This window comes from Spiroplasma endosymbiont of Eupeodes luniger (genome assembly GCF_964019525.1).
Taxonomy (GTDB): Bacteria; Bacillota_I; Bacilli_A; order Mycoplasmatales; family Nriv7; genus Nriv7.
The window spans coordinates 34,758-61,248 of the sequence record NZ_OZ026453.1 but is presented as its reverse complement, the minus strand read 5'-3'; the positions used below and the strand labels follow the sequence as shown (position 1 = coordinate 61,248).

38 protein-coding genes are annotated in these 26,491 nt (G+C 25.6%); 12 read left to right on the top strand and 26 right to left on the bottom strand.

What is annotated here, in order from left to right; all coding sequences use genetic code 4:
- Positions 1-16: 16 nt before the first annotated feature.
- From AACK86_RS00330 to AACK86_RS00295, 8 genes are all read left to right on the top strand, one after another.
- Positions 17-247: a hypothetical protein gene (locus AACK86_RS00330; protein ID WP_338982011.1), complete on the top strand. Its 231-nt coding sequence runs from the start codon at positions 17-19 to the stop codon at positions 245-247.
- A gap of 15 nt (positions 248-262) precedes the next feature.
- The gene (locus AACK86_RS00325) at positions 263-499 is read left to right on the top strand and encodes a hypothetical protein (RefSeq protein WP_338982010.1); all 237 of its coding nucleotides are present in this window, start codon (positions 263-265) and stop codon (positions 497-499) included.
- A 155-nt stretch (positions 500-654) separates the two neighbouring features.
- Entirely contained in the window at positions 655-1,200 is a 546-nt protein-coding gene (locus tag AACK86_RS00320; RefSeq protein WP_338982009.1) for a hypothetical protein, read from the top strand.
- A gap of 333 nt (positions 1,201-1,533) precedes the next feature.
- A complete protein-coding gene (locus tag AACK86_RS00315; RefSeq protein WP_338982008.1) occupies positions 1,534-1,860 on the top strand; it encodes a hypothetical protein in 327 nt (108 codons plus the stop codon).
- A 103-nt stretch (positions 1,861-1,963) separates the two neighbouring features.
- Positions 1,964-2,793 (top strand): IS5 family transposase gene (locus AACK86_RS00310; protein ID WP_338981198.1). Its coding sequence is split into 2 segments (ribosomal slippage): positions 1,964-2,360 and positions 2,360-2,793, totalling 831 coding nucleotides; the frame shifts between segments, so codons are not numbered across the junction.
- A 228-nt stretch (positions 2,794-3,021) separates the two neighbouring features.
- Positions 3,022-3,165, top strand: a complete 144-nt coding sequence (locus AACK86_RS00305; protein WP_338982007.1) for a hypothetical protein — start codon at positions 3,022-3,024, stop codon at positions 3,163-3,165.
- A 54-nt stretch (positions 3,166-3,219) separates the two neighbouring features.
- A complete protein-coding gene (locus AACK86_RS00300; RefSeq protein ID WP_338982006.1) occupies positions 3,220-3,723 on the top strand; it encodes a hypothetical protein in 504 nt (167 codons plus the stop codon).
- A 74-nt stretch (positions 3,724-3,797) separates the two neighbouring features.
- A complete protein-coding gene (locus AACK86_RS00295; RefSeq protein WP_338982005.1) occupies positions 3,798-4,859 on the top strand; it encodes an integrase core domain-containing protein in 1,062 nt (353 codons plus the stop codon).
- A 148-nt stretch (positions 4,860-5,007) separates the two neighbouring features.
- Here the strand turns inward: AACK86_RS00295 and AACK86_RS00290 are convergent, their stop codons facing one another.
- Positions 5,008-6,075 (bottom strand): hypothetical protein, encoded by a 1,068-nt coding sequence (locus AACK86_RS00290; protein ID WP_338982004.1) that lies wholly within the window; start codon positions 6,073-6,075, stop codon positions 5,008-5,010.
- A 378-nt stretch (positions 6,076-6,453) separates the two neighbouring features.
- A complete protein-coding gene (locus AACK86_RS00285; RefSeq protein WP_338982644.1) occupies positions 6,454-6,846 on the bottom strand; it encodes a transposase family protein in 393 nt (130 codons plus the stop codon).
- Between the two features lie 165 nt (positions 6,847-7,011).
- Here AACK86_RS00285 and AACK86_RS06600 point away from each other — a divergent pair, with 165 nt between their 5' ends.
- Positions 7,012-7,464 carry a transposase family protein gene (locus AACK86_RS06600; RefSeq protein WP_338982632.1) on the top strand — a complete coding sequence of 151 codons (453 nt, stop codon included), beginning with the start codon at positions 7,012-7,014 and terminating at the stop codon, positions 7,462-7,464.
- On the top strand, positions 7,449-7,841 hold the full coding sequence (locus AACK86_RS06595) for a transposase family protein (RefSeq protein WP_422398307.1): 393 nt from the start codon (positions 7,449-7,451) through the stop codon (positions 7,839-7,841). Before AACK86_RS06600 ends, AACK86_RS06595 begins: the two co-directional genes overlap by 16 nt.
- Positions 7,842-7,993: 152 nt before the next feature.
- Here the strand turns inward: AACK86_RS06595 and AACK86_RS00275 are convergent, their stop codons facing one another.
- The 20 genes from AACK86_RS00275 to AACK86_RS00190 all read right to left on the bottom strand — a co-directional run bounded on the left by AACK86_RS00275 (position 7,994) and on the right by AACK86_RS00190 (position 22,447).
- Positions 7,994-8,350 carry a transposase family protein gene (locus AACK86_RS00275; RefSeq protein WP_338982002.1) on the bottom strand — a complete coding sequence of 119 codons (357 nt, stop codon included), beginning with the start codon at positions 8,348-8,350 and terminating at the stop codon, positions 7,994-7,996.
- A gap of 404 nt (positions 8,351-8,754) precedes the next feature.
- Positions 8,755-9,768, bottom strand: a complete 1,014-nt coding sequence (locus AACK86_RS00270; protein ID WP_338982001.1) for a hypothetical protein — start codon at positions 9,766-9,768, stop codon at positions 8,755-8,757.
- A gap of 45 nt (positions 9,769-9,813) precedes the next feature.
- Positions 9,814-10,335 carry a hypothetical protein gene (locus tag AACK86_RS00265; RefSeq protein WP_338982000.1) on the bottom strand — a complete coding sequence of 174 codons (522 nt, stop codon included), beginning with the start codon at positions 10,333-10,335 and terminating at the stop codon, positions 9,814-9,816.
- 155 nt (positions 10,336-10,490) lie between these two features.
- Complete coding sequence (locus AACK86_RS06590) at positions 10,491-10,883, bottom strand: transposase family protein (RefSeq protein ID WP_422398306.1); 393 nt, start codon at positions 10,881-10,883, stop codon at positions 10,491-10,493.
- 200 nt (positions 10,884-11,083) lie between these two features.
- Positions 11,084-11,320: a helix-turn-helix domain-containing protein gene (locus tag AACK86_RS06585; RefSeq protein ID WP_422398249.1), complete on the bottom strand. Its 237-nt coding sequence runs from the start codon at positions 11,318-11,320 to the stop codon at positions 11,084-11,086.
- Positions 11,321-11,385: 65 nt separating this feature from the next.
- Positions 11,386-11,994, bottom strand: a complete 609-nt coding sequence (locus AACK86_RS00255) for a hypothetical protein (RefSeq protein WP_338981999.1) — start codon at positions 11,992-11,994, stop codon at positions 11,386-11,388.
- A complete protein-coding gene (locus tag AACK86_RS00250; protein WP_338981998.1) occupies positions 11,955-12,353 on the bottom strand; it encodes a hypothetical protein in 399 nt (132 codons plus the stop codon). The genes AACK86_RS00255 and AACK86_RS00250 overlap by 40 nt, the downstream gene beginning before the upstream one ends.
- A gap of 142 nt (positions 12,354-12,495) precedes the next feature.
- On the bottom strand, positions 12,496-13,533 hold the full coding sequence (locus AACK86_RS00245) for a hypothetical protein (protein ID WP_338981997.1): 1,038 nt from the start codon (positions 13,531-13,533) through the stop codon (positions 12,496-12,498).
- 266 nt (positions 13,534-13,799) lie between these two features.
- A complete protein-coding gene (locus tag AACK86_RS00240) occupies positions 13,800-14,249 on the bottom strand; it encodes an ABC transporter substrate-binding protein (RefSeq protein ID WP_338981996.1) in 450 nt (149 codons plus the stop codon).
- 12 nt (positions 14,250-14,261) lie between these two features.
- Positions 14,262-14,747: a hypothetical protein gene (locus AACK86_RS00235; RefSeq protein WP_338981995.1), complete on the bottom strand. Its 486-nt coding sequence runs from the start codon at positions 14,745-14,747 to the stop codon at positions 14,262-14,264.
- Between the two features lie 320 nt (positions 14,748-15,067).
- The gene (locus AACK86_RS00230) at positions 15,068-15,895 is read right to left on the bottom strand and encodes a Pr6Pr family membrane protein (protein WP_338981994.1); all 828 of its coding nucleotides are present in this window, start codon (positions 15,893-15,895) and stop codon (positions 15,068-15,070) included.
- A 7-nt stretch (positions 15,896-15,902) separates the two neighbouring features.
- Entirely contained in the window at positions 15,903-16,862 is a 960-nt protein-coding gene (locus tag AACK86_RS00225) for a hypothetical protein (RefSeq protein ID WP_338981993.1), read from the bottom strand.
- A gap of 23 nt (positions 16,863-16,885) precedes the next feature.
- Positions 16,886-17,821 (bottom strand): hypothetical protein, encoded by a 936-nt coding sequence (locus AACK86_RS00220; protein ID WP_338981991.1) that lies wholly within the window; start codon positions 17,819-17,821, stop codon positions 16,886-16,888.
- Positions 17,822-17,848: 27 nt separating this feature from the next.
- Entirely contained in the window at positions 17,849-18,514 is a 666-nt protein-coding gene (locus tag AACK86_RS00215) for a uracil-DNA glycosylase (RefSeq protein WP_338981989.1), read from the bottom strand.
- Between the two features lie 8 nt (positions 18,515-18,522).
- Positions 18,523-19,422: a hypothetical protein gene (locus tag AACK86_RS00210; RefSeq protein ID WP_338981988.1), complete on the bottom strand. Its 900-nt coding sequence runs from the start codon at positions 19,420-19,422 to the stop codon at positions 18,523-18,525.
- Positions 19,423-19,582: 160 nt separating this feature from the next.
- On the bottom strand, positions 19,583-20,062 hold the full coding sequence (locus tag AACK86_RS00205) for a hypothetical protein (protein WP_338981987.1): 480 nt from the start codon (positions 20,060-20,062) through the stop codon (positions 19,583-19,585).
- A gap of 33 nt (positions 20,063-20,095) precedes the next feature.
- A complete protein-coding gene (locus AACK86_RS00200) occupies positions 20,096-20,923 on the bottom strand; it encodes a hypothetical protein (protein WP_338981986.1) in 828 nt (275 codons plus the stop codon).
- Between the two features lie 179 nt (positions 20,924-21,102).
- A complete protein-coding gene (locus AACK86_RS06580) occupies positions 21,103-21,411 on the bottom strand; it encodes a transposase family protein (protein WP_422398305.1) in 309 nt (102 codons plus the stop codon).
- 196 nt (positions 21,412-21,607) lie between these two features.
- Positions 21,608-21,931, bottom strand: coding sequence for a transposase family protein (locus tag AACK86_RS06575; protein WP_338982202.1), 324 nt, complete (start codon positions 21,929-21,931; stop codon positions 21,608-21,610).
- A gap of 72 nt (positions 21,932-22,003) precedes the next feature.
- Complete coding sequence (locus tag AACK86_RS00190) at positions 22,004-22,447, bottom strand: hypothetical protein (protein WP_338981985.1); 444 nt, start codon at positions 22,445-22,447, stop codon at positions 22,004-22,006.
- Between the two features lie 245 nt (positions 22,448-22,692).
- On the opposite strand from AACK86_RS00190, the gene AACK86_RS06570 reads away from it, so the two are divergent.
- Together AACK86_RS06570 and AACK86_RS06565 are read left to right on the top strand one after the other, a co-directional pair.
- Positions 22,693-23,145, top strand: coding sequence for a transposase family protein (locus AACK86_RS06570; protein WP_338982632.1), 453 nt, complete (start codon positions 22,693-22,695; stop codon positions 23,143-23,145).
- Positions 23,130-23,522, top strand: a complete 393-nt coding sequence (locus AACK86_RS06565; protein WP_422398304.1) for a transposase family protein — start codon at positions 23,130-23,132, stop codon at positions 23,520-23,522. Before AACK86_RS06570 ends, AACK86_RS06565 begins: the two co-directional genes overlap by 16 nt.
- A 184-nt stretch (positions 23,523-23,706) precedes the next feature.
- Here the strand turns inward: AACK86_RS06565 and AACK86_RS00180 are convergent, their stop codons facing one another.
- From AACK86_RS00180 to rpsR, 4 genes are all read right to left on the bottom strand, one after another.
- The gene (locus AACK86_RS00180; protein WP_338981983.1) at positions 23,707-24,327 is read right to left on the bottom strand and encodes a hypothetical protein; all 621 of its coding nucleotides are present in this window, start codon (positions 24,325-24,327) and stop codon (positions 23,707-23,709) included.
- Entirely contained in the window at positions 24,302-25,687 is a 1,386-nt protein-coding gene (gene dnaB / locus AACK86_RS00175) for a replicative DNA helicase (protein ID WP_338981982.1), read from the bottom strand. Before dnaB ends, AACK86_RS00180 begins: the two co-directional genes overlap by 26 nt.
- A complete protein-coding gene (gene rplI / locus AACK86_RS00170) occupies positions 25,687-26,133 on the bottom strand; it encodes a 50S ribosomal protein L9 (protein ID WP_338981980.1) in 447 nt (148 codons plus the stop codon). The genes dnaB and rplI overlap by 1 nt, the downstream gene beginning before the upstream one ends.
- Before the next feature lie 114 nt (positions 26,134-26,247).
- Positions 26,248-26,490, bottom strand: coding sequence for a 30S ribosomal protein S18 (gene rpsR / locus AACK86_RS00165; protein ID WP_338981979.1), 243 nt, complete (start codon positions 26,488-26,490; stop codon positions 26,248-26,250).
- Position 26,491: the final 1 nt, after the last annotated feature.

The following is a 26,491-nucleotide window of genomic DNA, read 5'->3' as shown; positions in this document are numbered from 1 at the left end:
TTAAGCTGTAATTATTATGTTTTTAGTTGCTTGAAAAGATTTAAATTGAGAAATGACAAAATTGTATTTTTGAGATTTATTTATTCAAATTAAAATTATTCCGGCGTGAGTTTCTGGTAAAGAAATTGATTTAACCAAAGAACTACTTTGACTTTTAATAGCGAATATTGCCTTTTGAATGGTATTAGTATTCATTATCTTATTTATGGTTATTTTATTTTATAAGGTTAAATCATATTTCGTTTAGAAGGGGGGTGATTATATGATTGGAGTTTTCTTGGCCGATGCACCAGCAAAAATTACTGGCGAACAAGCGGTTACTAACTTATGAAAAGCATTAATTACAGCGTTCGGTAATATTTGAACTGATATTATTGGTGGTAATATGCCAAATGTCGTTAATTTCTTTGCTACATATTGAGTTTTCTTGCTTGGTGTGATTATTGGTTTATTTTTAATCGCTTTCAAAATGTTTGAAAAATTAATGCCCGGCAGATAGTAATAAAAATAAAGAAAGTGTGATTTAAGTGATGCTATTGTTTAAAAAAATAAATTTAAGATTATATGATTTTGTGACTTTAAATCGCACTTTATTTATTATTGCGTGATTTTATGGTGCGATTTTGCATTATTATAATCCCCCAAAGTTGACGAATGTTATTTGATATTATTTATTTATTAATTGCTTTGTATATTTTATATACTAAAATTTCTCATTTCTTTGCTCGTCGAAGTTTTATTAATTTCTTATTAAATTCACCTTTAAATTTAGTAATTGGTGCTTTAGGAACTGGAAAAACCGCTTTAATGGTTTTAGCTTCTTACTTATTAAGTGGTTGAAAAACGATTTCTACTTTTCCGATTACAGATAAACAAATGCTTTCATTAGGGCATATGTCACTTTTAGATTATAATTATCCAATTTTAGATGAAAATCATTTACTGTTACGAGATGAAACTAACTTATTTTTAGAAGGAACTGATTATAAAGAAAATGATAGAGTAACCCAAGGTTTACAAGAATATTTCGCTTCGGCTCGACAATTTGCCCATATCATATTAGCAAGCGGACAACGAGCTGAACATATATGACTTAAAGTTCGTGATATTGCGAATTCAATAATTGTTGGTATTAGAAAAAACCAGTTAGTATTTTCCGGCCCTATTTACAAGTTATTTACGGCACTTTTAAATCAGTAAGCGAATACGAACAATGACGATTAACTCTTATTAATGCTAAAAATGATAAAAAAGGTCGCAAAATCAAGTATCGTAGCATTCCGGAATTAGACATTTATTTCTTTAAATTGAAAATTCCGATGTCAATTTTAAACCTTTATGATAATAAATATTTATCATTCTTGCGTGAATTAAGTAATCGTGCTTTGAATGATAATTATTAACATAAATTTTGAAATTATAATGTAATGGATATTGAAGCATTAGAATATTTAAAAATGGAAAAATTCAGTAAGATACTTACTAAGTTAAAAAACAATCTGAATAAGAAAAACAAGTAAAGGAGTTTAAAAAATGGAAAACTTAGAAAAAATGGCTAGTTTGATTGGCGATATGTTTTATAAAGTTTTTGATTTAATTTGAACTTTAACTATTCCCGGGACAGGTATTCGCATTATTATTTTTCCGCTAATTATGCTTGTGATAAATCTTGTAATTGGTGGCATTTTAGGTATTCATATCGAACGACCAAAAGTTGGTTTTCGTAAAAAATATCGAAAATCAGTTGCTAATTGAGGAACTAAGAAGCAATCATCTAGTGGTCCAATTAAGAAATTTAGTGGTAATAGTTCTAAAAACAGACCGTGAGTTAACCAACACGGACGGCGAATAAAAAGGTAGGTTTTTAAAATGTTTAAATTAATAATTTTATTTATTAGACTTCTTGCGATACCTTTTTTATTAAAATATTCTTATAAAATATAATTTATGAGGATATCAAAATATGAACAATAATAAATTTAATACTCTTAATGATAAAGAATGGTTAAGATTAACAGGAATAAAAAAATCCACTTTTAATAAAATGTTAGATATTTTACAAGTAGCTGAAACAGAAAAATTTAAAAAAGGTGGTAAAACTAATAAATTATCACTAGAAAATAGATTATTGATGACTTTATCATATTGACGAGAATATCAGACTTATTTTCATCTTGGTAAAAATTTCGGAATTAGTGAAGCTAATTGTTATCGCAATATCAAGTGAATTGAAGATATTTTAATTAAAAACTCTGATTTTCAACAACTTGCTGGTAAAAAAGCACTAATAAATGATTATTTTAATGATAAAACTATTATTATTGATGCTACCGAAACTCCAATCCAACGCCCAAAAAAAGACAAAAACAATCTTATTCTGGTAAAAAGAAAAAACACACCATTAAAACACAAGTAATTATCGAACAAGAAACCAGAAAAATTATTGCAACAAGTTTTTCACTTGGGAAAAAACATGATTATGCTTTATTTAAAGAATCAAAAATCCCAATTTTAAAAAATACCAAATTAATAGTTGATAGTGGTTATCAAGGAATACAAAAAATTCACAATAATGTTCTAATACCTACAAAGAAAACAAAGAAAAACCATTTAAATAAAGCACAAAAACAACATAATAGACTAGTTTCAAAAATGAGAATTATTATTGAAAATATTTTTGCTATTCTTAAAAAATTTAAAATTATGACAGAAAAATATCGTAATCGTAGAAAAAGATTTGGTTTAAGATTTAATTTAATTGCCTCAATTTATAATTTGCAATTATTAATTTAACATAAAAGATTTATTTAAAATTAAAGAATTTAAATAATAAATTCATTTTTTGTTGTGGCAAAATATTAATTTTTTAGATAAAAGACATAATTAATTAAAATTATATTTTTCTATTACTGTCTTTTTACAAATATTTGTAATTTTTTTAATAGGTTATGCAAGAAGTCTATTCTTGTTGCTGTTTTTTCTATTTTTGCTTTAAACGACTTTTTAGGTTTATGAGCCTATGTGAGTGAAGGTTTAGAATATTTTAATAAAGTTTTATCAAATAATATTAAAATTTTAGATTTGTTTAAACCAATGATAAGGTTATTTTCTCAACATCCAATTTTCCAAATTTTAGGAACGATTTGTATTTTATCAACAATATAATTTATTTTAAGAAGTTAAACGCAAAAGAAAGGACAAATAGATATGTATAAATTTATGTCGTGGTTAGTTATCGTTTTTATTGGTTTAGTCCCTCTAGGTGCCTTCTTTGATACAAAACAACCACCAAAACCTAATATGGAACAATTCTTTATGAAACGGCAAAAACGAGCCACCAATCCTAGTCAATGTGTCGATAATTGTAAATTAGAGTTTTCCGAAATTTCAAATAGTTATTTAACTATAGTTCCTAGTTTTAATTCAACCGCTATAAATATTAGCAATGTTAAAAATCAATTGCCCTCTAATATTGTTGTCCCTAATTCCGGTTTTGAAGGTTTTGAATATGGTTTTAGATATGATGATTCTTCAACTAAAAAAGCGGTTCAAGACTTTTATAAATCTAATGCAACAAAAGTTGTTAAGGGCAATGTTCCTGGCGGTTCTTATTATGAGAGATATAATATTGATAAACTCGTTGATGTTAAAGTTACATTTTCTAATCAAAATTACTCACAGAGATGAAATATAATATCCTTTCCCGCCGTTGTGTCTCATTAATTTAGTAATTTAATAAATATTCTTGAAAATCGTATTTTTTGTAATGCGATTTCCTTAATTTAAGGAGTTTAAAAATGAAATATATTATTTCCCAAGCTGATTTAGCAGATTTAAAAGCAAAAATCCAAATTTGACTAAGTGCTAAGCGCCATAATCCTTATTACTATAAAACTAAAAAACGCATTACTGCATATTTAAATTTATGTACTTATTTCTATATTGAAGAAACCACCTTAACAAAACTTATTAAAAAATATTTTAAGAATGCAACGAAAAGTTTTTATCGTTGGGCACAAAAAATTATGACCGCTTATTATTCTGACAATTTAGATTTGTTATTGTTTAAAACTACAAAACCACAAAATCTTAATTATCAATATAATTTAAATTCTCGCAAAAAAGTATGCGATTTATATTTTGATTACAAAAATCTTCAAGCCGGTGGAATTTGGTCTTTATTTAACAATTTAACAATCGGTTTTCACGATGTTAAAAATTCAGAAGTTCCAAAAAATATCAAAACTTTTTATCGTTGAATCAAATCTGATCCTCGTTGAAAAGAATTAAAACAACAAATAAAACAAACAAAACGCCATTTTAAGCGTTATGAAGTCTCCGAGATTGGTCTTTTACAAATGGATGCCAAAACTATTACCACATCAAATTTTCCGGTTGATAAAAAATATTATATTTATGATTGTACTATAGCACAGACATATGTTAGTTTAGGAACTAATAATGCGATTAACGCCGTGCAAAGAGCAATATATGATTTTAAGAAGTTTGGAATAGAAATTAAGCGAATTAGAACTGATAATGCTCCAGAATTTACTACTAATAACTGAAGTAATAAAAAATCGTACAAAGTAAAAGAAAGGCCTTTTACAACCTTTCTTTCGAGGAACGGAATTGTCCACAAAACCACACCGATTCGTTCGCCACAGAGTAACGGTAAAATCGAGCGGTTTCATCAATATTATACCAAATTATTTTATTCTAAGGATACAAAATTAAACCAAAATGAACTTCAACATTATTTAAACAAATATTATTACTTTTACAACTTTGAACGCCGTCATTCATCTTTAAATACTAAAACCCCGTTTCAAACATTACAAAAATTTTTAACAAAATAGTTTCTAGAAGTTTGAATAATTATTTTTTACAAAGTATTTAACTTGTTGTTTCAGTTGTGATTAAATTGATTACTCCTAAAATAATTAATATTTTTTTGATTATTGTTATTTTCCTTTTTTTAGTTGGTTTATTATTTTTTAAATATTATTATCAATTAAGCGACTCTATTGAAACAGTATAATTAACATTTATATTTCCAGTATAAAAATTTAAATTATTTGATTTAATTTGAGCACTAGTCAAAGTAATATTTAAAATATTAATTTTATTTATATCTATACTAGGATATAGTTCTTTTAATTTATCCTTGATTTGTTGCTCTGTTGGATTAGATAAATTACTAGTTTTAAATTCACCTAAAGTGGTATTTGTAATAATTTTATTTAAATTAACATTAGATATAAAATTAAGTTTTGCACTACCACTTAAAACGTCTTTTCTTTTAAAAGTTATTTCTGTATTTTCAAATGTTATATCTTTAATTTCAAAATCATCTATAACATTTTCTAATTTTCTATTTAATTCTTTTAATTTATCTTTAATTTGCTGTTCCGTTGGTTTATGAACTCCATCAGTTCTAATTAAGCCTAATTCCTTTTTTTCAATATATAATCTTAGTGGTATAGAATAATTAAAATTTATTTCACCAGTATAAATACTTGTATCAATTGAGGTAATTGTGCCCCCATATAGGTGAATTTTTTCAATTTTGATTTTATTAATATCTAACTGCGGATTTAATTGTTTTAAAAAATTTTTAAATAAAGCTTCATCATAATTACCACCACCAAACTTATTTATATCAATTTCTCCTAAATCAGTATTTTTAATAATTATATTTATTGGTACAGACTTATCAACTGTAAAATCAATTGTTAGTTTACCACTAAAACCAGTTATACTAATTACTGCACTATTTACAGTAATATTTTCAACTTTAATTTTTGTTATATCTACTGACTGATTTTTTTCTTTTACTCTATTTTTGATTTGTTCCTCTGTTGGTTTATCGGCTCCATAAGTTTTAAATACATTTTTAGTTTTATCATTTTCTGTGTTTCTTTTATTTCTTATTTTAGTTAAGTGCGTTCAATTTAATTCATCTAAATCACCAACTTTTTTAATTTCTTTTTGTAATGAACTAGTAGCAATAACAGTTGGCACCGTACTACTAGCAATCGCAATTGTTCCTAATAATTCTAAAAGTTTTTTCATATTAATTAAATTCCTTTCATAAATTTTTACTAATTAATAAAATTATCGAACAATCAACACCCTTCTCCAAATGTTAATCTGTAGTCTTTTAAACTTGGAATTTAATTATAAAATATTTTTTTAAAAAATTCTAATTATTAAATCATTTAGGTCGCGTTTAGTTTTCTTAGGTATTGCTTTGAAGAAGTAAAACAATCAGCTAATTATATTAGACTTCTTGCATAACCTATTAAAAAAATTACAAATATTTGTAAAAAGACAGTAATAGAAAAATATAATTTTAATTAATTATGTCTTTTATCTAAAAAATTAATATTTTGCCACAACAAAAAATGAATTTATTATTTAAATTCTTTAATTTTAAATAAATCTTTTATGTTAAATTAATAATTGCAAATTATAAATTGAGGCAATTAAATTAAATCTTAAACCAAATCTTTTTCTACGATTACGATATTTTTCTGTCATAATTTTAAATTTTTTAAGAATAGCAAAAATATTTTCAATAATAATTCTCATTTTTGAAACTAGTCTATTATGTTGTTTTTGTGCTTTATTTAAATGGTTTTTCTTTGTTTTCTTTGTAGGTATTAGAACATTATTGTGAATTTTTTGTATTCCTTGATAACCACTATCAACTATTAATTTGGTATTTTTTAAAATTGAGATTTTTGATTCTTTAAATAAAGCATAATCATGTTTTTTCCCAAGTGAAAAACTTGTTGCAATAATTTTTCTGGTTTCTTGTTCGATAATTACTTGTGTTTTAATGGTGTGTTTTTTCTTTTTACCAGAATAAGATTGTTTTTGTCTTTTTTTGGGCGTTGGATTGGAGTTTCGGTAGCATCAATAATAATAGTTTTATCATTAGACTTCTTGCGATACCTTTTTTATTAAAATATTCTTATAAAATATAATTTATGAGAATATCAAAATATGAACAATAATAAATTTAATACTCTTAATGATAAAGAATGGTTAAGATTAACAGGAATAAAAAAATCCACTTTTAATAAAATGTTAGATATTTTACAAGTAGCTGAAATAGAAAAATTTAAAAAAGGTGGTAAAACTAATAAATTATCACTAGAAAATAGATTATTGATGACTTTATCATATTGACGAGAATATCAGACTTATTTTCATCTTGGTAAAAATTTCGGAATTAGTGAAGCTAATTGTTATCGCAATATCAAATGAATTGAAGATATTTTAATTAAAAACTCTGATTTTCAACAACTTGCTGGTAAAAAAGCACTAATAAATGATTATTTTAATGATAAAACTATTATTATTGATGCTACCGAAACTCCAATCCAACGCCCAAAAAAAGACAAAAACAATCTTATTCTGGTAAAAAGAAAAAACACACCATTAAAACACAAGTAATTATCGAACAAGAAACCAGAAAAATTATTGCAACAAGTTTTTCACTTGGGAAAAAACATGATTATGCTTTATTTAAAGAATCAAAAATCTCAATTTTAAAAAATACCAAATTAATAGTTGATAGTGGTTATCAAGGAATACAAAAAATTCACAATAATGTTCTAATACCTACAAAGAAAACAAATAAAAACCATTTAAATAAAGCACAAAAACAACATAATAGACTAGTTTCAAAAATGAGAATTATTATTGAAAATATTTTTGCTATTTTTAAAAAATTTAAAATTATGACAGAAAAATATCGTAATCGTAGAAAAAGATTTGGTTTAAGATTTAATTTAATTGCCTCAATTTATAATTTGCAATTATTAATTTAACATAAAAGATTTATTTAAAATTAAAGAATTTAAATAATAAATTCATTTTTTGTTGTGGCAAAATATTAATTTTTTAGATAAAAGACATAATTAATTAAAATTATATTTTTCTATTACTGTCTTTTTACAAATATTTGTAATTTTTTAATAGGTTATGCAAGAAGTCTATTAAAATAATCATTTATTAGTGCTTTTTTACCAGCAAGTTGTTGAAAATCAGAGTTTTTAATTAAAATATCTTCAATTCACTTGATATTGCGATAACAATTAGCTTCACTAATTCCGAAATTTTTACCAAGATGAAAATAAGTCTGATATTCTCGTCAATATGATAAAGTCATCAATAATCTATTTTCTAGTGATAATTTATTAGTTTTACCACCTTTTTTAAATTTTTCTATTTCAGCTACTTGTAAAATATCTAACATTTTATTAAAAGTGGATTTTTTTATTCCTGTTAATCTTAACCATTCTTTATCATTAAGAGTATTAAATTTATTATTGTTCATATTTTGATATCCTCATAAATTATATTTTATAAGAATATTTTAATAAAAAAGGTATCGCAAGAAGTCTAATGAAGACAAATACGAAAAATATTTACAACAAGTAAAAAAACTATTAAATCTAACTTTCTTTATTGCGATACTAAATTTAGCATTTGCAATTAGTATTATCTTTAGTACCATTTAAAAAGTGAGGTTATTCAACCTCACTTTTTGGTGCTAACTTATTTATTAGTTCACGACTGTTCTAAAACCTTAAAGTATAGTTTATTATCATTATTACGAGAATAAAATCATCATCCCGCATAAGCAATAATATTACCATTACTATTTAAAATATGTCAATCATTATTTTTAATTTCAGCATCGTGTTTTCTTTGTTCACTAACAACAAGAGGTTTTTCTTTTTACGAATGACTATTAAAAAACGCTGCCGAATAATCACCAACGCCAACAACAGCATTAGCATAATCAGCGATTAATGCATAATCAGTCATTCATAACTTAAGCGACTTTTTTAAAGCAATATTTTTATTATCACTACCCGTAATTTTACTTAATAATGTTTGTGACGGCACACCATCAATATTCTGCTTATTAATTTGTTCATTATTAATATATTCATTACTCATTAGTGAATGCCGATCTTCTTCATTACACGATTCATCAGTGACAATGCAATTATAATTTTTATCTAAATCATCTTGAGTTGTAATCTTAACTAATCGTGATGGTACTTCACGATTAGTTAGTTTTAAATAATCATAATTAGCATTAGCATCCATATATCCTCAAATAATACTTCGTTCACTATATGATGACAAATGTCCCATAACAACATCTTCATCCATTCTTAAAACTTTTTGCAAAGCATTTACTAAACCAGTATCAACTTTAATCTGATTACTTATTTGTTTATCTTCATCTAAGACATAAGGATTAGCACCCATCGCATTTAAAAGCGCCAATTCTTTAAAAATTGGATTATGGTTATTAAAACCAGTTTGTTGTTTTCCGTGAAAAGATTGCGTAAATAAACTGTTATTAAGTGTTAACGGTAATCAATCACGAGTTAGAAACATTCGCATTTGATTAAAATAATCCAAATGAGAAAGTTGGCCTTGTAAACCAATAGTAACTTTTTTTGATGTTTCAAAATTATCATCCTCAAATTCAGAATATTTAATTGCTAACGACGCCCACAGTGATTTTTTGACTTCATCGGCATTATAAGCTGTAATTAAATCATCATAATTAATTTTTGAAAAATCAAAATTCGCGACTTTAAAATTTTCATCATTCGTTCACAAAATTGGAATAATAAACTTTAAAAAGTATTGTTGAATTCAACTTGTTAAATAACCATTAAAACTAATTGTTGAATCAATTAAACGATTAATCCTCCCATTAGCAACATCCATTGCCTTATTAACATCATTCTTTGTTAATTGTCCAATTGCTTTTTTCTAACTACTTTGTGGTAAAAAAATTTCAATCGTTTTAAATTTCGTAAACAAATCAGAATTTTTTAATTGAAATACCGTTAATTCTTTCTCAACATTACTATAAGTATCAATCCCATCAAAAATTCAATTATTATTTTCATTTTTAATCGCAAATGAACTGGTAGTACTTAATTTCTTAATATCATTTGCTAACACAAATAAATCTAAATACGATAATTTTGTTTTATCTTCATTTTTATCAAGCGTTGTTTTTCCTACCAATCCTAATTGCTCTTCGTATATTTCATCTAAATAATTATAAGCAACTTCACGATTGTAAATCTTAGGAATCGTAATTTCTTTTTTATTAATGTTATCAAAACGATTAGTTAAATAATTTCAAGTAACCGTTTTATTAATTCTTTCGCGAAATCTCCGACTTTCAACTCAACTACCATAATGATAACTAGTAGATTCATCATTAGCATATCAAGCCATTTTGTAAGTAGTATAAGTAGTAAACAAATAATAGACTTCTTGCATAACCTATTAAAAAAATTACAAATATTTGTAAAAAGACAGTAATAGAAAAATATAATTTTAATTAATTATGTCTTTTATCTAAAAAATTAATATTTTGCCACAACAAAAAATGAATTTATTATTTAAATTCTTTAATTTTAAATAAATCTTTTATGTTAAATTAATAATTGCAAATTATAAATTGAGGCAATTAAATTAAATCTTAAACCAAATCTTTTTCTACGATTACGATATTTTTCTGTCATAATTTTAAATTTTTTAAGAATAGCAAAAATATTTTCAATAATAATTCTCATTTTTGAAACTAGTCTATTATGTTGTTTTTGTGCTTTATTTAAATGGTTTTTCTTTGTTTTCTTTGTAGGTATTAGAACATTATTGTGAATTTTTTGTATTCCTTGATAACCACTATCAACTATTAATTTGGTATTTTTTAAAATTGGGATTTTTGATTCTTTAAATAAAGCATAATCATGTTTTTTCCCAAGTGAAAAACTTGTTGCAATAATTTTTCTGGTTTCTTGTTCGATAATTACTTGTGTTTTAATGGTGTGTTTTTTCTTTTTACCAGAATAAGATTGTTTTTGTCTTTTTTTGGGCGTTGGATTGGAGTTTCGGTAGCATCAATAATAATAGTTTTATCATTAAAATAATCATTTATTAGTGCTTTTTTACCAGCAAGTTGTTGAAAATCAGAGTTTTTAATTAAAATATCTTCAATTCATTTGATATTGCGATAACAATTAGCTTAACTAATTCCGAAATTTTTACCAAGATGAAAATAAGTCTGATATTCTCGTCAATATGATAAAGTCATCAATAATCTATTTTCTAGTGATAATTTATTAGTTTTACCACCTTTTTTAAATTTTTCTATTTCAGCTACTTGTAAAATATCTAACATTTTATTAAAAGTGGATTTTTTTATTCCTGTTAATCTTAACCATTCTTTATCATTAAGAGTATTAAATTTATTATTGTTCATATTTTGATATCCTCATAAATTATATTTTATAAGAATATTTTAATAAAAAAGGTATCGCAAGAAGTCTAATGTTTTAATGAATCAAGTTTATTTCTTAAAGGATTATTGCCTTTTCCCGCAAAAAAGTCAGCAATTTCATTTTCTACACCACTTAAAATAGTTTGTAATAAAACTTTAACACTCATTAATTTTTTACCTCATAAACGCCCCATTGACATACCTCGTAAACTATAATCTGGTACCCAAGGGGGCGGACTATCACCAACAATTGAAATTTTTTCAAAAGTTAAAATTTCTATTCCTCAGGGAACATTATTATAGAATCAATTTACCAAATCTGGTAATAGTCCTGAACCACTTCGATAAACACTAACTAAATGCGTATTTTGTTTTAAATCACTAACTTTAATGGGAACATTTAATGAGGACCTAGTATCATTAGTAAACTTATTAGCATCATATTCTAATAATTTACGAACAAAATTATCAGTCGCCGCAATAACAACAGGGCCACGACGACAACTAACCGTGCCTTTTTCAGTAATATTTTCTTCACATTTAATAGTTTCAGCATTAAATCTTGTTTGTAAGTTAAGTGTTGTTTGACCCTCATAGTTAATAGTTGTGCTGCGACTTAAAGTAATAATAAAGGGAATAAAGGAATACCAATACATAAAGCAATAACTAAACCAAGAAAACCAACGCGAAAGGAAACTAATAACTTTTGAAATAAAAATTGTTCTACTAATTGCTGGGGATACAAAAATGTTGAAATTCCTAATTGCCCTTTAGTAACTAAATTAGCAAAATATTTCCCATATCTTACTCAAATATTAAGATCTAAACCTAAATGGTCACGAATTATTTTTTGAGCATCTTTAGATAAACTAGGATCAACAGCTGCTTCATTACCACGAATCGCATTAATTAAAAAGAAAACAATTGTTAACACGATTCAAGCAATAACAATAAATTCAACAATCAAAAACACATATTTCTTTATAGACTGTTGCAAATTATAACTTAATAACATTTTATTTTCTCCTTACTAATTTCTAGATACTTAAATCATCTTTATTAAATGCCTCACATCCTTTTAAAGAAAAGATTGAATTATTTGGTTTATTTTGACAATTATATCCTCATTGCACCTCAGGCATATTTGTCCCTGCTGCTTATGAATAACACAAAATTCTTTCTCCCGCTCATCCAGCACTAGAATTACTTAGCATAATAAAGGGTGATTCTAATTTAATTATCGCTTCTAAAATCGCATAAATGCGAAAAGCAATATGAGGGGCAAAAGTTGCTAAACCACTAATAGCATAATCTTTATTTTGGGGCATTTTAAAACCAGTTTCTTTATCAAATAAACTCGCTAAGCCATCACCAAACTTATTTTGCAAAATAGCATTTAATTGCTGAAAATTATCAATATTATTTTCCCCATTTTTCACTAAACCATTAACAGCAAAGTTATTACCATTAGTATCATACGGTGTAAATAAAGCATTTAACCACAAAAATTCAGATGGAGTAACTTCAAAGTCTTTAAAAAATGAATTAGAATTTCTAAGTTCTGTTACAGAATTAAATTTTTTAATAAAATTTTCATAAAAATTTCATGTTCCCGTAGGATTTTGTACATATCGTAAATCACCCTGATCGTAACAAACCTTAGCAAGAATTTCTAAATAATCAAAAGCATTAATTTTTTTACCTTTCACACTACTGTATAATAAATCATATTCACCAACGCCTAATTTGCTTAAAAAGATTGACCGCGCCTGCCCTTCCAATTTAATGTTAATTTCTGGAAAATTGCGTTCAATTTTTTGTTTTAAAAGCAACATCGCATAACTAGCAGTTGTTGATGCTGATAAATCATATAATAATGTTAATGTCTCTTTACCACTACTCATTAACCGATATTTATTATAAAATTTTTGGGCAATTGCTTTATTATGTAAACGATCAGTACGATCAATATTTGCTTGCACTTTATCATAAAAAACTCGTTGATCAAAACGATAATACGCTAACGGCACTCGATCCTGTTTTGCATTATCACCGACAACATCCACTTCATACTTTGGTTGTCCATTATCAGTTACTAAAGTTTCTCTAAAAGCCATATCATTACCATCATTACGACTTAATAAAGTTGTTAAAGTATCAGCCGGAATACCCCCATTATCATTTTGACTAAGCAAAAACTCATGGCGATCAATTCCATATTGAATGGCATTTCGTAAATACCGCCCTTTTCATTATCAAATTTATTACTTGTATTATTAAAAGCTAAATATTCTGAATCTCTTGTTGACATTCCTTGAAATAAAAAACGGCGTAAGACGGGATTATTTAAAAATCGTGGTAATAATTCTTTGGGAATATCTGATTTTCCAACAACACCCGATTCAAATAAAATTGATGATGTTACGATATCTTGGACTACTTTATATTTTCAAGCATTAGCCTAAAATCTTTCACGATCTCAATAATCTTCATTTTTCAGAAAAACCGTATCATTATCAAAATCAGTACAATAAATTTTAAAAGCACCATTACCTAAAACTGTATTTTTAGAAATACCTCAAAGATTACCATATTTTGCAATAACATCTTTTCTTGAAGGAAGTAACGCCGGAGAAAACAATTTTTTAATAAAATCCGCCGTTAACTTTGGAACTGCTGTCGGATTAAAACCAGTTGCAAAATTAATATATAATAAGTCATTACCAATTGCTTTAATCTCCAAATTATCTTCACTAACTTTTTTGTCTAAATATGCTTTAGCATTATTAATTCCCACTTTAGTAGTATCCGTTAAATCATCAACATTAGCAGAACCATTACTAGCATCCAAAACATAACGAACACTATTAACAAAATCAGATGCCAAAACATTTTTGCCATCATGTCACAATGCTGGTCGCTCCTAAAAAAACTCTTGACCATTTTCGCGATAAGGTAAATCTTTATTAGCAAACGGTGCATATCTTAGTTTGATAATAAATTCTTTAAATTTTCGTGATTCATTATTATTTACTTTATCAGCATAATTAACAACAAAAATATCTTTCGCAACGCCATACCAAAATTCCGTTGTACTAGAAATTACTCTTGTACTTTCATTAGCAATAGCATTTAATTGCTGATTTAATTGACTAGGATTTGTTAAAACCTTATCTAAATCTAAATTTTCATTATTAATATCCATTTCCTTAATAACAACAACCTGATTGCCATTTACTTTTGTCATTTCTAACACTTCATTACTTGATTTTTGATCAGCCGGAGCATTATGAAATAATCCTTCAATAAAAGCAAATAAATATTGCGAATTATAACTATGTTTATCATATTTTAAATAATTCAATGATTTAATGGCATCCGCTTGAGCAATAACAAAATTAAGCGACATTGAATTACAAGCCACTAAAAATAATACTGAATTTATTATTGTTATTTTAGATAAAATTATTTTAAGTAGGTTTCTTTTCATATTTTTTCTTATAACCTCAAACTTTTTATAAAAAAGTGTGCCAATTATTTTTTTAGAAAGCACACTTTATAAAATGAATAACCAATGATGTCATTCTTTTTATATTAACGATAATATTACTAGATTTTCCTATCTATGTCAAGAATAAAATGCGGGACTGATAAGGCCTGTTATCGCCATATCTTTAAAACGATAACCTAAATCATTAAAATTATTATCTGATGATTTGTTTAATCAACTTACTTTTTACTAATATGTTTTGTCTTCTTATAAATTACATTATTAATAACAATCAAAATAACATTTATCCCTACTAAAAATGATATTCCCAATCCTACTAACAAAATATTATTTCAAACTACTGGTAAAGGAAATATCGGATGATAAAAATCAACAAACTCATAAGGAAATAAAAAAATCCTAATACCATCATCATATAATAACTTAGCCCTTAAATTAATAAATATGAGATAACCAATCGGATATCCTAACATTCAAAATATTTGGCGAGTAAAATATTTTTTATATAAAATCTGACTTTTCCCTAACGATAATAATAAGTAAATTAATGTTAATAATGGGGTTATGGCATGCATTGTAATGCCAATAACCCGATCAGCATTAGAAGCAAATTCATACGATATCCCTGTTCCCACACCATAAAATACTAACAACCAAAATAAAACCATTGTTACTGTAATATATATTGCAATACTAGTTTGAGTTGTCAAATTAGTAAACTTATTAGTTGCCGTTTTATTATGATAAAGTAACGCATAAAAGAAATATAAACAAGCTAATATATTAGTTTGCACCGACCAAAAATTAACTAAAACATTAAAATTATATAACCGTGGCATATCAAGTTGTGAATTTTTCGGGTTAATATATCAATATTCAATAAATACCCCATAAACGAAACCAGCTAAAAAGAAACTAAATAAAATTAAAAATGTCATTAACTTATAAACAAATTTTCAATCTTTTAACAAAACTAAAGCATTAGCAACACTAGTAAAAAACAATATTTTACTTTTACTAAAAAATCGTTTAAAAAAATTCTTCATTATATCCCTACTCTACATTTTCTTGATGAGAATTAAGTTCTTTTTGCAAAAAATATTTATCATAATAAATTTTTAAAATTGTTTTAAAAATTATAAAATATATTGCAATTCGTAATGGCATTAATAATAATTCTTTAACTAATCGTGGTAATAAAGAAACTAAATAATCAATATCATAAAATACTAAAAAATGTAATGGCGATAAAATTCACGAATTAATTAATATTAAAAATAATTGTAAAATAATAATAATAATGAAAATCAATGCATTATTAAATTTCTCAGTAACACTATTTTGTTTTTGATTATTTCAAGTTATTCACAAAATTAAAATTAAAACTAATTCCACAGCCATAAATAAAGTAGAAATAAAAATCCCAGAAATTACCATATAAAGTAAATCTCATTTAACACTAAAAACTTTATTATTTTTCAATGAAAAAGAGTAAACAAAATCAGAGAAAAATATTAAATAAAAACTTAAAATTAATAAAGCAACCAAAATAAATTGCATCACAGTAAAAAATAACAAATACTTCTTAAAATCAAATTGACAATTACGAAGTTTACTATAAACAATTCCCGCAATTCCTGCAAGAACCCCAACAATTGGTTCTTGAATTGCCATAATTGGACTATAAAATGTAGGTTTTAAGATAAACAATGTTGTATCGGAAATAAAACCAAAAATAAAACCAAAAAATGGTCCATGTAAAAAGCTAAAAAGCACATTAGGGATAAAACCAAAACCAATTACCATTGTTCCTTTACCACCAACACCCAATTTTAAACTAAAACCTAAAAATTTAACAATAACTATTGTTAATGCTAACATTACGGCTGCTAAGGCAATACTACGAGTATTGAAATTTTTATTAAAATCCAATTTTAAATATTTTAAAATTGAATAAAAATTTTTACGAAAATAATACTTTGTAATTTGTAACCAAACATTTAGCCTTTTCATCTAAATAACACTCCTTATAAATGCTAACGATCTTCATTAATTAATGGTCTAATAGTTTTTCAAGTAATATAAATAATTACCGTATTAAAAAATATTTTAATTGGTGCCATCGCCAATCGTGGAATCATTGCTAAACCATAATCCTCAGTACGATTAGTTAACAAACTGACATCCCCCCAAGATGCAATTAACACCGTAACAATATATTCATTTATAACTGCTAACAAAATAATCGGAACTAAATCATTAAAACCTTTTGTATCCTTTTTTATAAAACGAAAATACATTCAAGTTGCCCAAACAACAACTAAAATTAAAACTGTCCCAATACTAATAATTAGCATCATAATTCATTTCTTAATCGGAACAGTTTTTGTAAAAGGAACTTCATCAACAGCAAAATCAGCAAATTGCGGAGCATAATAAGTCATTACTAAAGCAGTTGTTCCAAAACCAATAATAAAAATATTAGTTATTAAAATTAAAATTCATGACTTTTGATGAAACATTCGCCGCAAATCACCAGCAATACCAGAAATAAAACCAAAACCAATAACCGTCACAATATACGCAGGATGAATATATGAAGGAACAAACATCATTACTAAAATATCAGTAATCAAAGCACACAAAATACCAATTACGGGACCAAAAATATAACCCGTAATCTTAATCATCAAACCTTCAATAGCTATTCTAATCGGCGGTAAAACCGCTGCTGGCATATACAATGCAATAACAACAGTTGTTACTACCGATACCGTTGATAACATAGCAATATAAGCAATATTTTTCGTTGTCAAACGAAGTCCACGATATCGTTCTTTTTTTATAAACATTGAAAGCCCTGTCATTAAAATATAAGATAATGCTGCTAAAACTAATGCTCCCGCAACAATATACGCTGTTCTAATATCAAATAACGACAAACCATTTTTATTACTATTAAAGAAAATCATTAATGTAGTTTCCTTTCTAAAGAAAAACTATAACTGCCAATCAATCGGCTTCTTATTATGCTTTATCAAGTATTCATTAATCTTACTAAAATACTTCTGATTAAAAAACCCATAATGTGCTCCCAGCGGTGAAGGATGTGCTCCCATAAGAATAAGATGCTTTTGGTCATTAATTAAATTAATCTTTGCTTGTGCTTTTTTGCCTCATAAAACAAAAATAACATTATTATGATAATTGTCAATATATTTTATGAGGTTATCAGTAAATTCTTGCCAATTAAAATTAGCATGTGAAAATGGCTGATCTTTTTGTACCGTTAAAACAGTATTTAAAAGAAAAACACCACTTCGGACTCATTTAGTTAAATCACCATTTTGTACAATAATTCCTAAATCATTTTCCAATTCTACAAAAATATTTTTTAAACTTGGTGGCAATTTAACACCGTGATTAACACTAAAAGCCAAACCATTAGCTTGGTTTGGCTGATGATACGGATCTTGTCCTAAAATAACTACTTTAATATCATTAAAACTAACAATTTTTAATAACCTTAAAATATCTTGTGGCTGTGGATAACACTGATTATTTTTATATGCTAATGATACTTTGCTAACTAATTCAATAAAATAAGGTTGAGTAATTTGACTAATAAGAAAATCTTTCCAACTAGGATGAATATTTTGAAACATATTTTTAATTAACCAATAAATAATTCTTTAATTTTATCACTAATACCACCAACATTTATTCCGACTAAAACTCCTAAAATACCAAAACTAACAATTACCACTGCCAAAATAATAAGCACAACCCATACTCAAGTTTTAATCTTTTTATTATGTATAAAGTTTTCTTCTTCATTACCTTGTTGTAAAGCATCCATATTACTAATAGTAAAACCACTTTTCAATTTTTGTTCAACATCAGCTTTTTCTAAATCAATTGAAACTGATGAATTAATCTTTGACTGCTTAGCATTATTAAACGCAAAACTACTTGGTTTACTATTTACCCCCAACTTGTTTTCGGTTCCATTACTCTTTAATTGCTTTTTTTTAACGACATCATCCAAATGTTGACGAAACTTATCAAGTTTAAGTTTTCGCTCATCAACTTTTTGTCCTGATTGTTGTAAACTATGACCATTCAATTGTGATCGGTATTCTTGTTCATTAAATAACTGCTCATTTAACATACTATTAGTCATATTAATTGTTGGTTCAAATTTTTCTCTAACAACTAGATTAGGATTAGGTCCCTGCTGTGGCTGTAGGCGAGGGTCATTACCACCAAAATTGCTATTATTTGGATACATATTATCATTTACCATTGATGTTCCATATGGATATGGATGTTGTCTGCCGATTGGTGGTTGATGATACGGATTTTGTAATATTGGTACATTTTGATTTGGACAATAATTATTTATTATTGGTAAAGCAGGATAATGTTGCTTATGTGATATTGTTATTTGTTGTGGCATATGATATTGTCTTTTAATAAATGCAATAGCTTCTGGCATTAGCATAAAAATTGCTACTTCTTGATCATATAGATTATAAACTACATAGCCTCGTTGTTCCACTAAAATATACATAACAACGCTGTCCTTTCTGTAAAAATTAATATAAATATATTTTGAATTATATCACAAATTTAAAAAAAGCAAAAGGACACCATTCTTAAATATAATAATGGTACAAAAATTAATTATAACAAATATTTAAATATATAATTAAGAAAATTTAATATTAATTTTAAAAATACACTTCAACTGTACCCTTTTCAATACCAATATTAAATCTAATCCACACAGCACTTTCACCATCTTCTAATGAACAATCATCAATTTCTGCCGATGAATCATCAATTGTGAAATTAATTCCACTAATTTCATTACCAAATTCATTATCTAATGTTTCTTTTGCTTTAACAAGCAGTTTACTTCAAGAATCAGTTGATTTAATACCTTTTAAATCAAATCGATTTTTTTCATTAAATTTCTTTAAAAATTCTTTAACTTCGTTAATTAAATCCATATTAGTTTTCTTAATATCTTTAAAATAAATTCGGATATTTTGTAAATCTTTGGTTCCAATTTTAAAACTAACATTATTATTATTTTTACCATCTTTTAAACCATTACTTACAACATCATAAAGCTTATCAATTGTTAATTCAATTCTCTTAGCAACAACACCAAATTTTTCAGTTAAGTTATTTTTTAATCTTTTCAACACATCAGTTCATCTACTAGTTGATTTCACACCTTATAAAGCAAAAGGATTTTCCATATTAAATTGTTCTAAATATTTTTTAACCTCATTAAACAAATTATCATCAGATTTTTCAATATTTTTAAAATACACGCGTATTCAATCAGACTCTTTATTACCAATTTTAAAATTAATATTTAATCCGATCTGACCATCTTGAAATTTATCAAAACCTTCATCTTTTAAAAATTTATTTTTGTCTCAAACACGAAGATTTTCAGTATGTTTAAAAATCTTGGGAAATTTCATTTTTAAAGCTTCTTCTACTTTATTAAGAACATCAACTCTTTTATGTAAAGTATTTAATCCCCTTAAATCAAAACGATTATTGTCATTAAATTGTTCTAAATATGTAGAAACAATTTTTACTTTTAAAGCATCATTTTTAGCAATTAATTCCTGTTTATTTAACAATCTTGCCATTTCCGTTCTAATATGATGCAGTTTATCTTCCAAAGTTGCATTATCTTTAAGCAATTTAGCAATATATGCTAATTCACCACTACCAAAACTATTTACTAACTTAGTTAATTCGTTAACATATTCAATTAATTGCGCGATTTCGCTTTCTTGTTGAGCAATTTTTTCTCGCAATTTTTGTTCTAATTGCTCAATTCTTTCTTTAGTAACATTGTTTTTCTTAATTAAGTCCTGAAAATCATTTACTAAAATCGCAATTTTTCTTTTTAACGCACTGACTTCCTCATTTAATAACTGATTATTCGTAATTTCTTCCTTAATAAAATCTTTTGTCATTGTTTGTGAAGAACAAGCAACTAAATTAGTACAAATTCCTAACGAAAAAAAAGTCACAACTAACATATTTAATCATTAGACTTCTTGCATAACCTATTAAAAAAATTACAAATATTTGTAAAAAGACAGTAATAGAAAAATATAATTTTAATTAGTTATGTCTTTTATCTAAAAAATTAATATTTTGCCACAACAAAAAATGAATTTATTATTTAAATTCTTTAATTTTAAATAAATCTTTTATGTTAAATTAATAATTGCAAATTATAAATTGAGGCAATTAAATTAAATCTTAAACCAAATCTTTTTCTACGATTACGATATTTTTCTGTCATAATTTTAAATTTTTTAAGAATAGCAAAAATATTTTCAATAATAATTCTCATTTTTGAAACTAGTCTATTATGTTGTTTTTGTGCTTTATTTAAATGGTTTTTCTTTGTTTTCTTTGTAGGTATTAGAACATTATTGTGAATTTTTTGTATTCCTTGATAACCACTATCAACTATTAATTTGGTATTTTTTAAAATTGGGATTTTTGATTCTTTAAATAAAGCATAATCATGTTTTTTCCCAAGTGAAAAACTTGTTGCAATAATTTTTCTGGTTTCTTGTTAGATAATTACTTGTGTTTTAATGGTGTGTTTTTTCTTTTTACCAGAATAATATTGTTTTTGTCTTTTTTTGGGCGTTGGATTGGAGTTTCGGTAGCATCAATAATAATAGTTTTATCATTAAAATAATCATTTATTAGTGCTTTTTACCAGCAAGTTGTTGAAAATCAGAGTTTTTAATTAAAATATCTTCAATTCATTTGATATTGCGATAACAATTAGCTTCACTAATTCCGAAATTTTTACCAAGATGAAAATAAGTCTGATATTCTCGTCAATATGATAAAGTCATCAATAATCTATTTTCTAGTGATAATTTATTAGTTTTACCACCTTTTTTAAATTTTTCTATTTCAGCTACTTGTAAAATATCTAACATTTTATTAAAAGTGGATTTTTTTATTCCTGTTAATCTTAACCATTCTTTATCATTAAGAGTATTAAATTTATTATTGTTCATATTTTGATATCCTCATAAATTATATTTTATAAGAATATTTTAATAAAAAAGGTATCGCAAGAAGTCTATTGCTTAAACATTAGCATCACCTTTTATAGTAATTAAATCGTTAAGTTTCTCTTTTAAATCATCAAGGACACCTTTTTGGACATCAATATCTTTTTTAAGATTAACAATTTCATTTTCCTCATCAGAAATTATCGCTTTATCTTTATGATTAATGTCATCAACAAGTTCTTGTAAAGTATTTAAATCCTTTAAAACTTCTTTATATCCTAAATTAATTGCTTTTTGTTTTAAATCATTAATTGCTACTTCTAACTGTTCTGTTTTAATTTTAATTTCTGCTTCAAGATTAGCAATTAGTTGCTTAATTTTTTGATCTTGAACTTCAATTTTTATTTCTTGTTCCGTAATTCAAGAGCCCGAGCAAGCAACTAATGTTCCAATACCAATTCCTGCTCCAGCACCAATACCTAAAATAAATGTTATTACTAATTTAATTATTTTATTCATAGCTTTAATACCTTATTTTTACTCAATATAAACTAAAATTACCTAAAAAATAATAGTAACTCATTTATTGCTAGTTTATACCTTTTCCTAGTTAATTATAACATATTTATCACAAAGAAGCAAACCTAGCATCAACTAAGAAAATTTCCATAACTCTTAAAAGAATTATGGAAATAATAGACTTCTTGCGATACCTTTTTTATTAAAATATTCTTATAAAATATAATTTATGAGGATATCAAAATATGAACAATAATAAATTTAATACTCTTAATGATAAAGAATGGTTAAGATTAACAGGAATAAAAAAATCCACTTTTAATAAAATGTTAGATATTTTACAAGTAGCTGAAATAGAAAAATTTAAAAAAGGTGGTAAAACTAATAAATTATCACTAGAAAATAGATTATTGATGACTTTATCATATTGACGAGAATATCAGACTTATTTTCATCTTGGTAAAAATTTCGGAATTAGTGAAGCTAATTGTTATCGCAATATCAAATGAATTGAAGATATTTTAATTAAAAACTCTGATTTTCAACAACTTGCTGGTAAAAAAGCACTAATAAATGATTATTTTAATGATAAAACTATTATTATTGATGCTACCGAAACTCCAATCCAACGCCCAAAAAAAGACAAAAACAATCTTATTCTGGTAAAAAGAAAAAACACACCATTAAAACACAAGTAATTATCGAACAAGAAACCAGAAAAATTATTGCAACAAGTTTTTCACTTGGGAAAAAACATGATTATGCTTTATTTAAAGAATCAAAAATCTCAATTTTAAAAAATACCAAATTAATAGTTGATAGTGGTTATCAAGGAATACAAAAAATTCACAATAATGTTCTACTACCTACAAAGAAAACAAAGAAAAACCATTTAAATAAAGCACAAAAACAACATAATAGACTAGTTTCAAAAATGAGAATTATTATTGAAAATATTTTTGCTATTCTTAAAAAATTTAAAATTATGACAGAAAAATATCGTAATCGTAGAAAAAGATTTGGTTTAAGATTTAATTTAATTGCCTCAATTTATAATTTGCAATTATTAATTTAACATAAAAGATTTATTTAAAATTAAAGAATTTAAATAATAAATTCATTTTTTGTTGTGGCAAAATATTAATTTTTTAGATAAAAGACATAATTAATTAAAATTATATTTTTCTATTACTGTCTTTTTACAAATATTTGTAATTTTTTAATAGGTTATGCAAGAAGTCTAATAATTAAATATCAAATTAAGTTACTTTTACAAAATTATTAATCTTAATGTCTGCTAAATCACTCTGATAGTCTCAAAAAAATATCAACTTATCAGTTGTTTCTTCCTTCGGATTAAGTTTCATAATATTATATTTTCAATTGACAGTACCACTAAACTTATACTTCTGAGCAATACCTTGAAAGAAAAAATCAAAAGCAATTTCTTTAGGTGCTGTCTTATCATCCGTTACTTCTGCCTTAATACCATCAATTACTTTAATCTCTGCCCCATTAAAATTTAATTTGTCATTAACAAACGAATTATTAATATCAAACTGATAAGAAAAGGTATCCCCTGACCTTGTATAAAAATCAGCATAAAATTGCGTTGCTAATTCACTATTTAATTGTTTTACTTTCTCTTTATTAGTTTCTACTCACGCTGTTTTACCAGTTTTTTTATAAGTATAAAATAAACTATTTATTGTCTTCGTAACCGTCTCAGCACGAAAAATCTTATCAAATATTGTTGATTCACTGCCAGCATTAATAATATTAATCGTAATCGGATGGGTTTTCATACTACAAGCAACAATAGTAAATATCGTTACAAAACTAGTCATTAAATGACTAATTATTGAAAACATTCTTCTCATATTGTGTTCCTTCTTTCTTTTCATTTTTATTCACAGTCTTATTATAATCAATAAAATTACCATACTTTTGTAAAAAAAGTAATTCTACTATGCCAGTGGGACCATTACGATGCTTAGAAATAATTAATTGTGCTTTATGTGATTCTTCATTCAAACTATCTTCTTTCTTTTCATAATAATCTTCACGATAAAGAAACATAATTAAGTCAGCATCCTGTTCAATTGCGCCTGATTCACGCAAATCAGACATTAATGGTCGTTTATCTTCTCTTGATTCCACTTTTCGCGATAACTGTGACAAACAAACAATTGGAACTTCTAACTCTCTGGCTAATGCCTTTAAACTTCGAGAAATATTAGAAATTTCTTGTTGTCGATTCTCACCATCACCAGCTAATAATTGCAAATAATCAATAACAACCAGTTTTAAGTCATAATTACGACTTAATTTTCTTAATTTAGAAATTAACTCAATCACTCGTAATCCCGGCGAATCATCAATAAAAATATTACTTTGCTTTAATTTACTACCAACACTAGTTAAATCTTGTCAATTACGACTTGTTAAATTTTTTCCCGTTTTAATTTGCATTGAACCAATTTTTGTTTCTGAACCTAAAATTCTTAAAATTAGTTGTTCAGTTGGCATTTCTAAAGAAAAAATGACCACAGCACTATCTTTATAAACTCGTGCACAATTAACAGCAAAATTTAATGCTAACGCTGTTTTCCCCATTGATGGTCGCGCCGCCAAAATAATAAAATCACCATTTTGAAAGCCATTAGTAATCTTATTTAATTGCATAAAACCACTATCTGAACCTGTTAATTGATTATCACTATTTTGTAACTTCTCAATCTTAGATAATGTCGCATCAACAACATCCTTAGTACTTTTAAACTCATTTTTTTTACGATTATTAGCAATTTCCAAAATCTGTCGTTCAGCAATTCCTAAAAGTTCTCACACACTAATTTCAGTATTAATTTTCTTAGTAATATCTTGGGTTACTACTTGCAAATTTCTTAACATTGTCCGTTCAACAATAATTTTTAAATAATCATCTAAATTAGCATCACTAATATAACTTTGCGTAATCAAAGTCAAATATTCCACTCCGCCAGCCTGATTAAGACTTTGTTGTTTAACTAACATATCAGTTAAAATTGGTAAATCAATTGGTAATTGATGATTATATAACGAAATAATGGCTTTAAAAATTAATTTATGACGGGAATTAATAAAATCATTCTCATTAAGCAGAGCAACAACCTCATCACTAGCATTTTTAGAATTAATAACTGCCGCTAAAATACTAACCTCAGCATCTTCTAATAAAAAATTATTAGTAATAGCCATTACTTTTTACCCACAACTTGAATTTTCAAAATTGCAAAAATATCATTAAATAATTTAATATTAATATCATTAATACCAATAGTATTAATATTTTGATAATTAACTAACTGTTTTTTATCTACTTGAATATTATACTCTTGACTTAATTTTTCAATAATCTGTTTACTAGTAATTGTTCCAAATACCTTATTTTTATTAATTTTCAAATCAAAATTTAAAATTAGCTTTTCAATTTCTAATTTTAATGCTTCATTTTCAAGCTTTTTTTCATTAACTTCATTATCAAATTTTTGTTGTTGTTTTCCTAACTGTACTAAAGCTTGACTTGAAGCCACAATTGCTATTTTTTGTGGTAATAAATAGTTTTTTGCATATCCATCAGCAACGGTAATAATATCGTTTTTCTTACCATAATTTTTTAAATCTTTCAATAAAATTACTTTCACTTGTTAACACTCCACATCACAAATTTTTTGCATTATATATAATACATTACTTACTAATTTTAATATATAAAAAGCATACTTAATACAAATATTAAGTATGCTAATCAACCCTAATTATTTTACAAGATATGGTAATAAAGCCACGGTTCTTGCTCTTTTAATTGCCATTGCCACCATTCTTTGATGGAAAGAGCAATTACCACTAACTCTTCTTGTTAAAATCTGTCCATTAGCAGAAATATATTCTTTTAATTTTTCAACATCTTTATAGTTAATGTAATTAATTTTATTTTTTGTAAAAAAACATGGTTTTTTTCGCTTTTTAAACCGATTTACATTTATACGCTTATTTTCCATA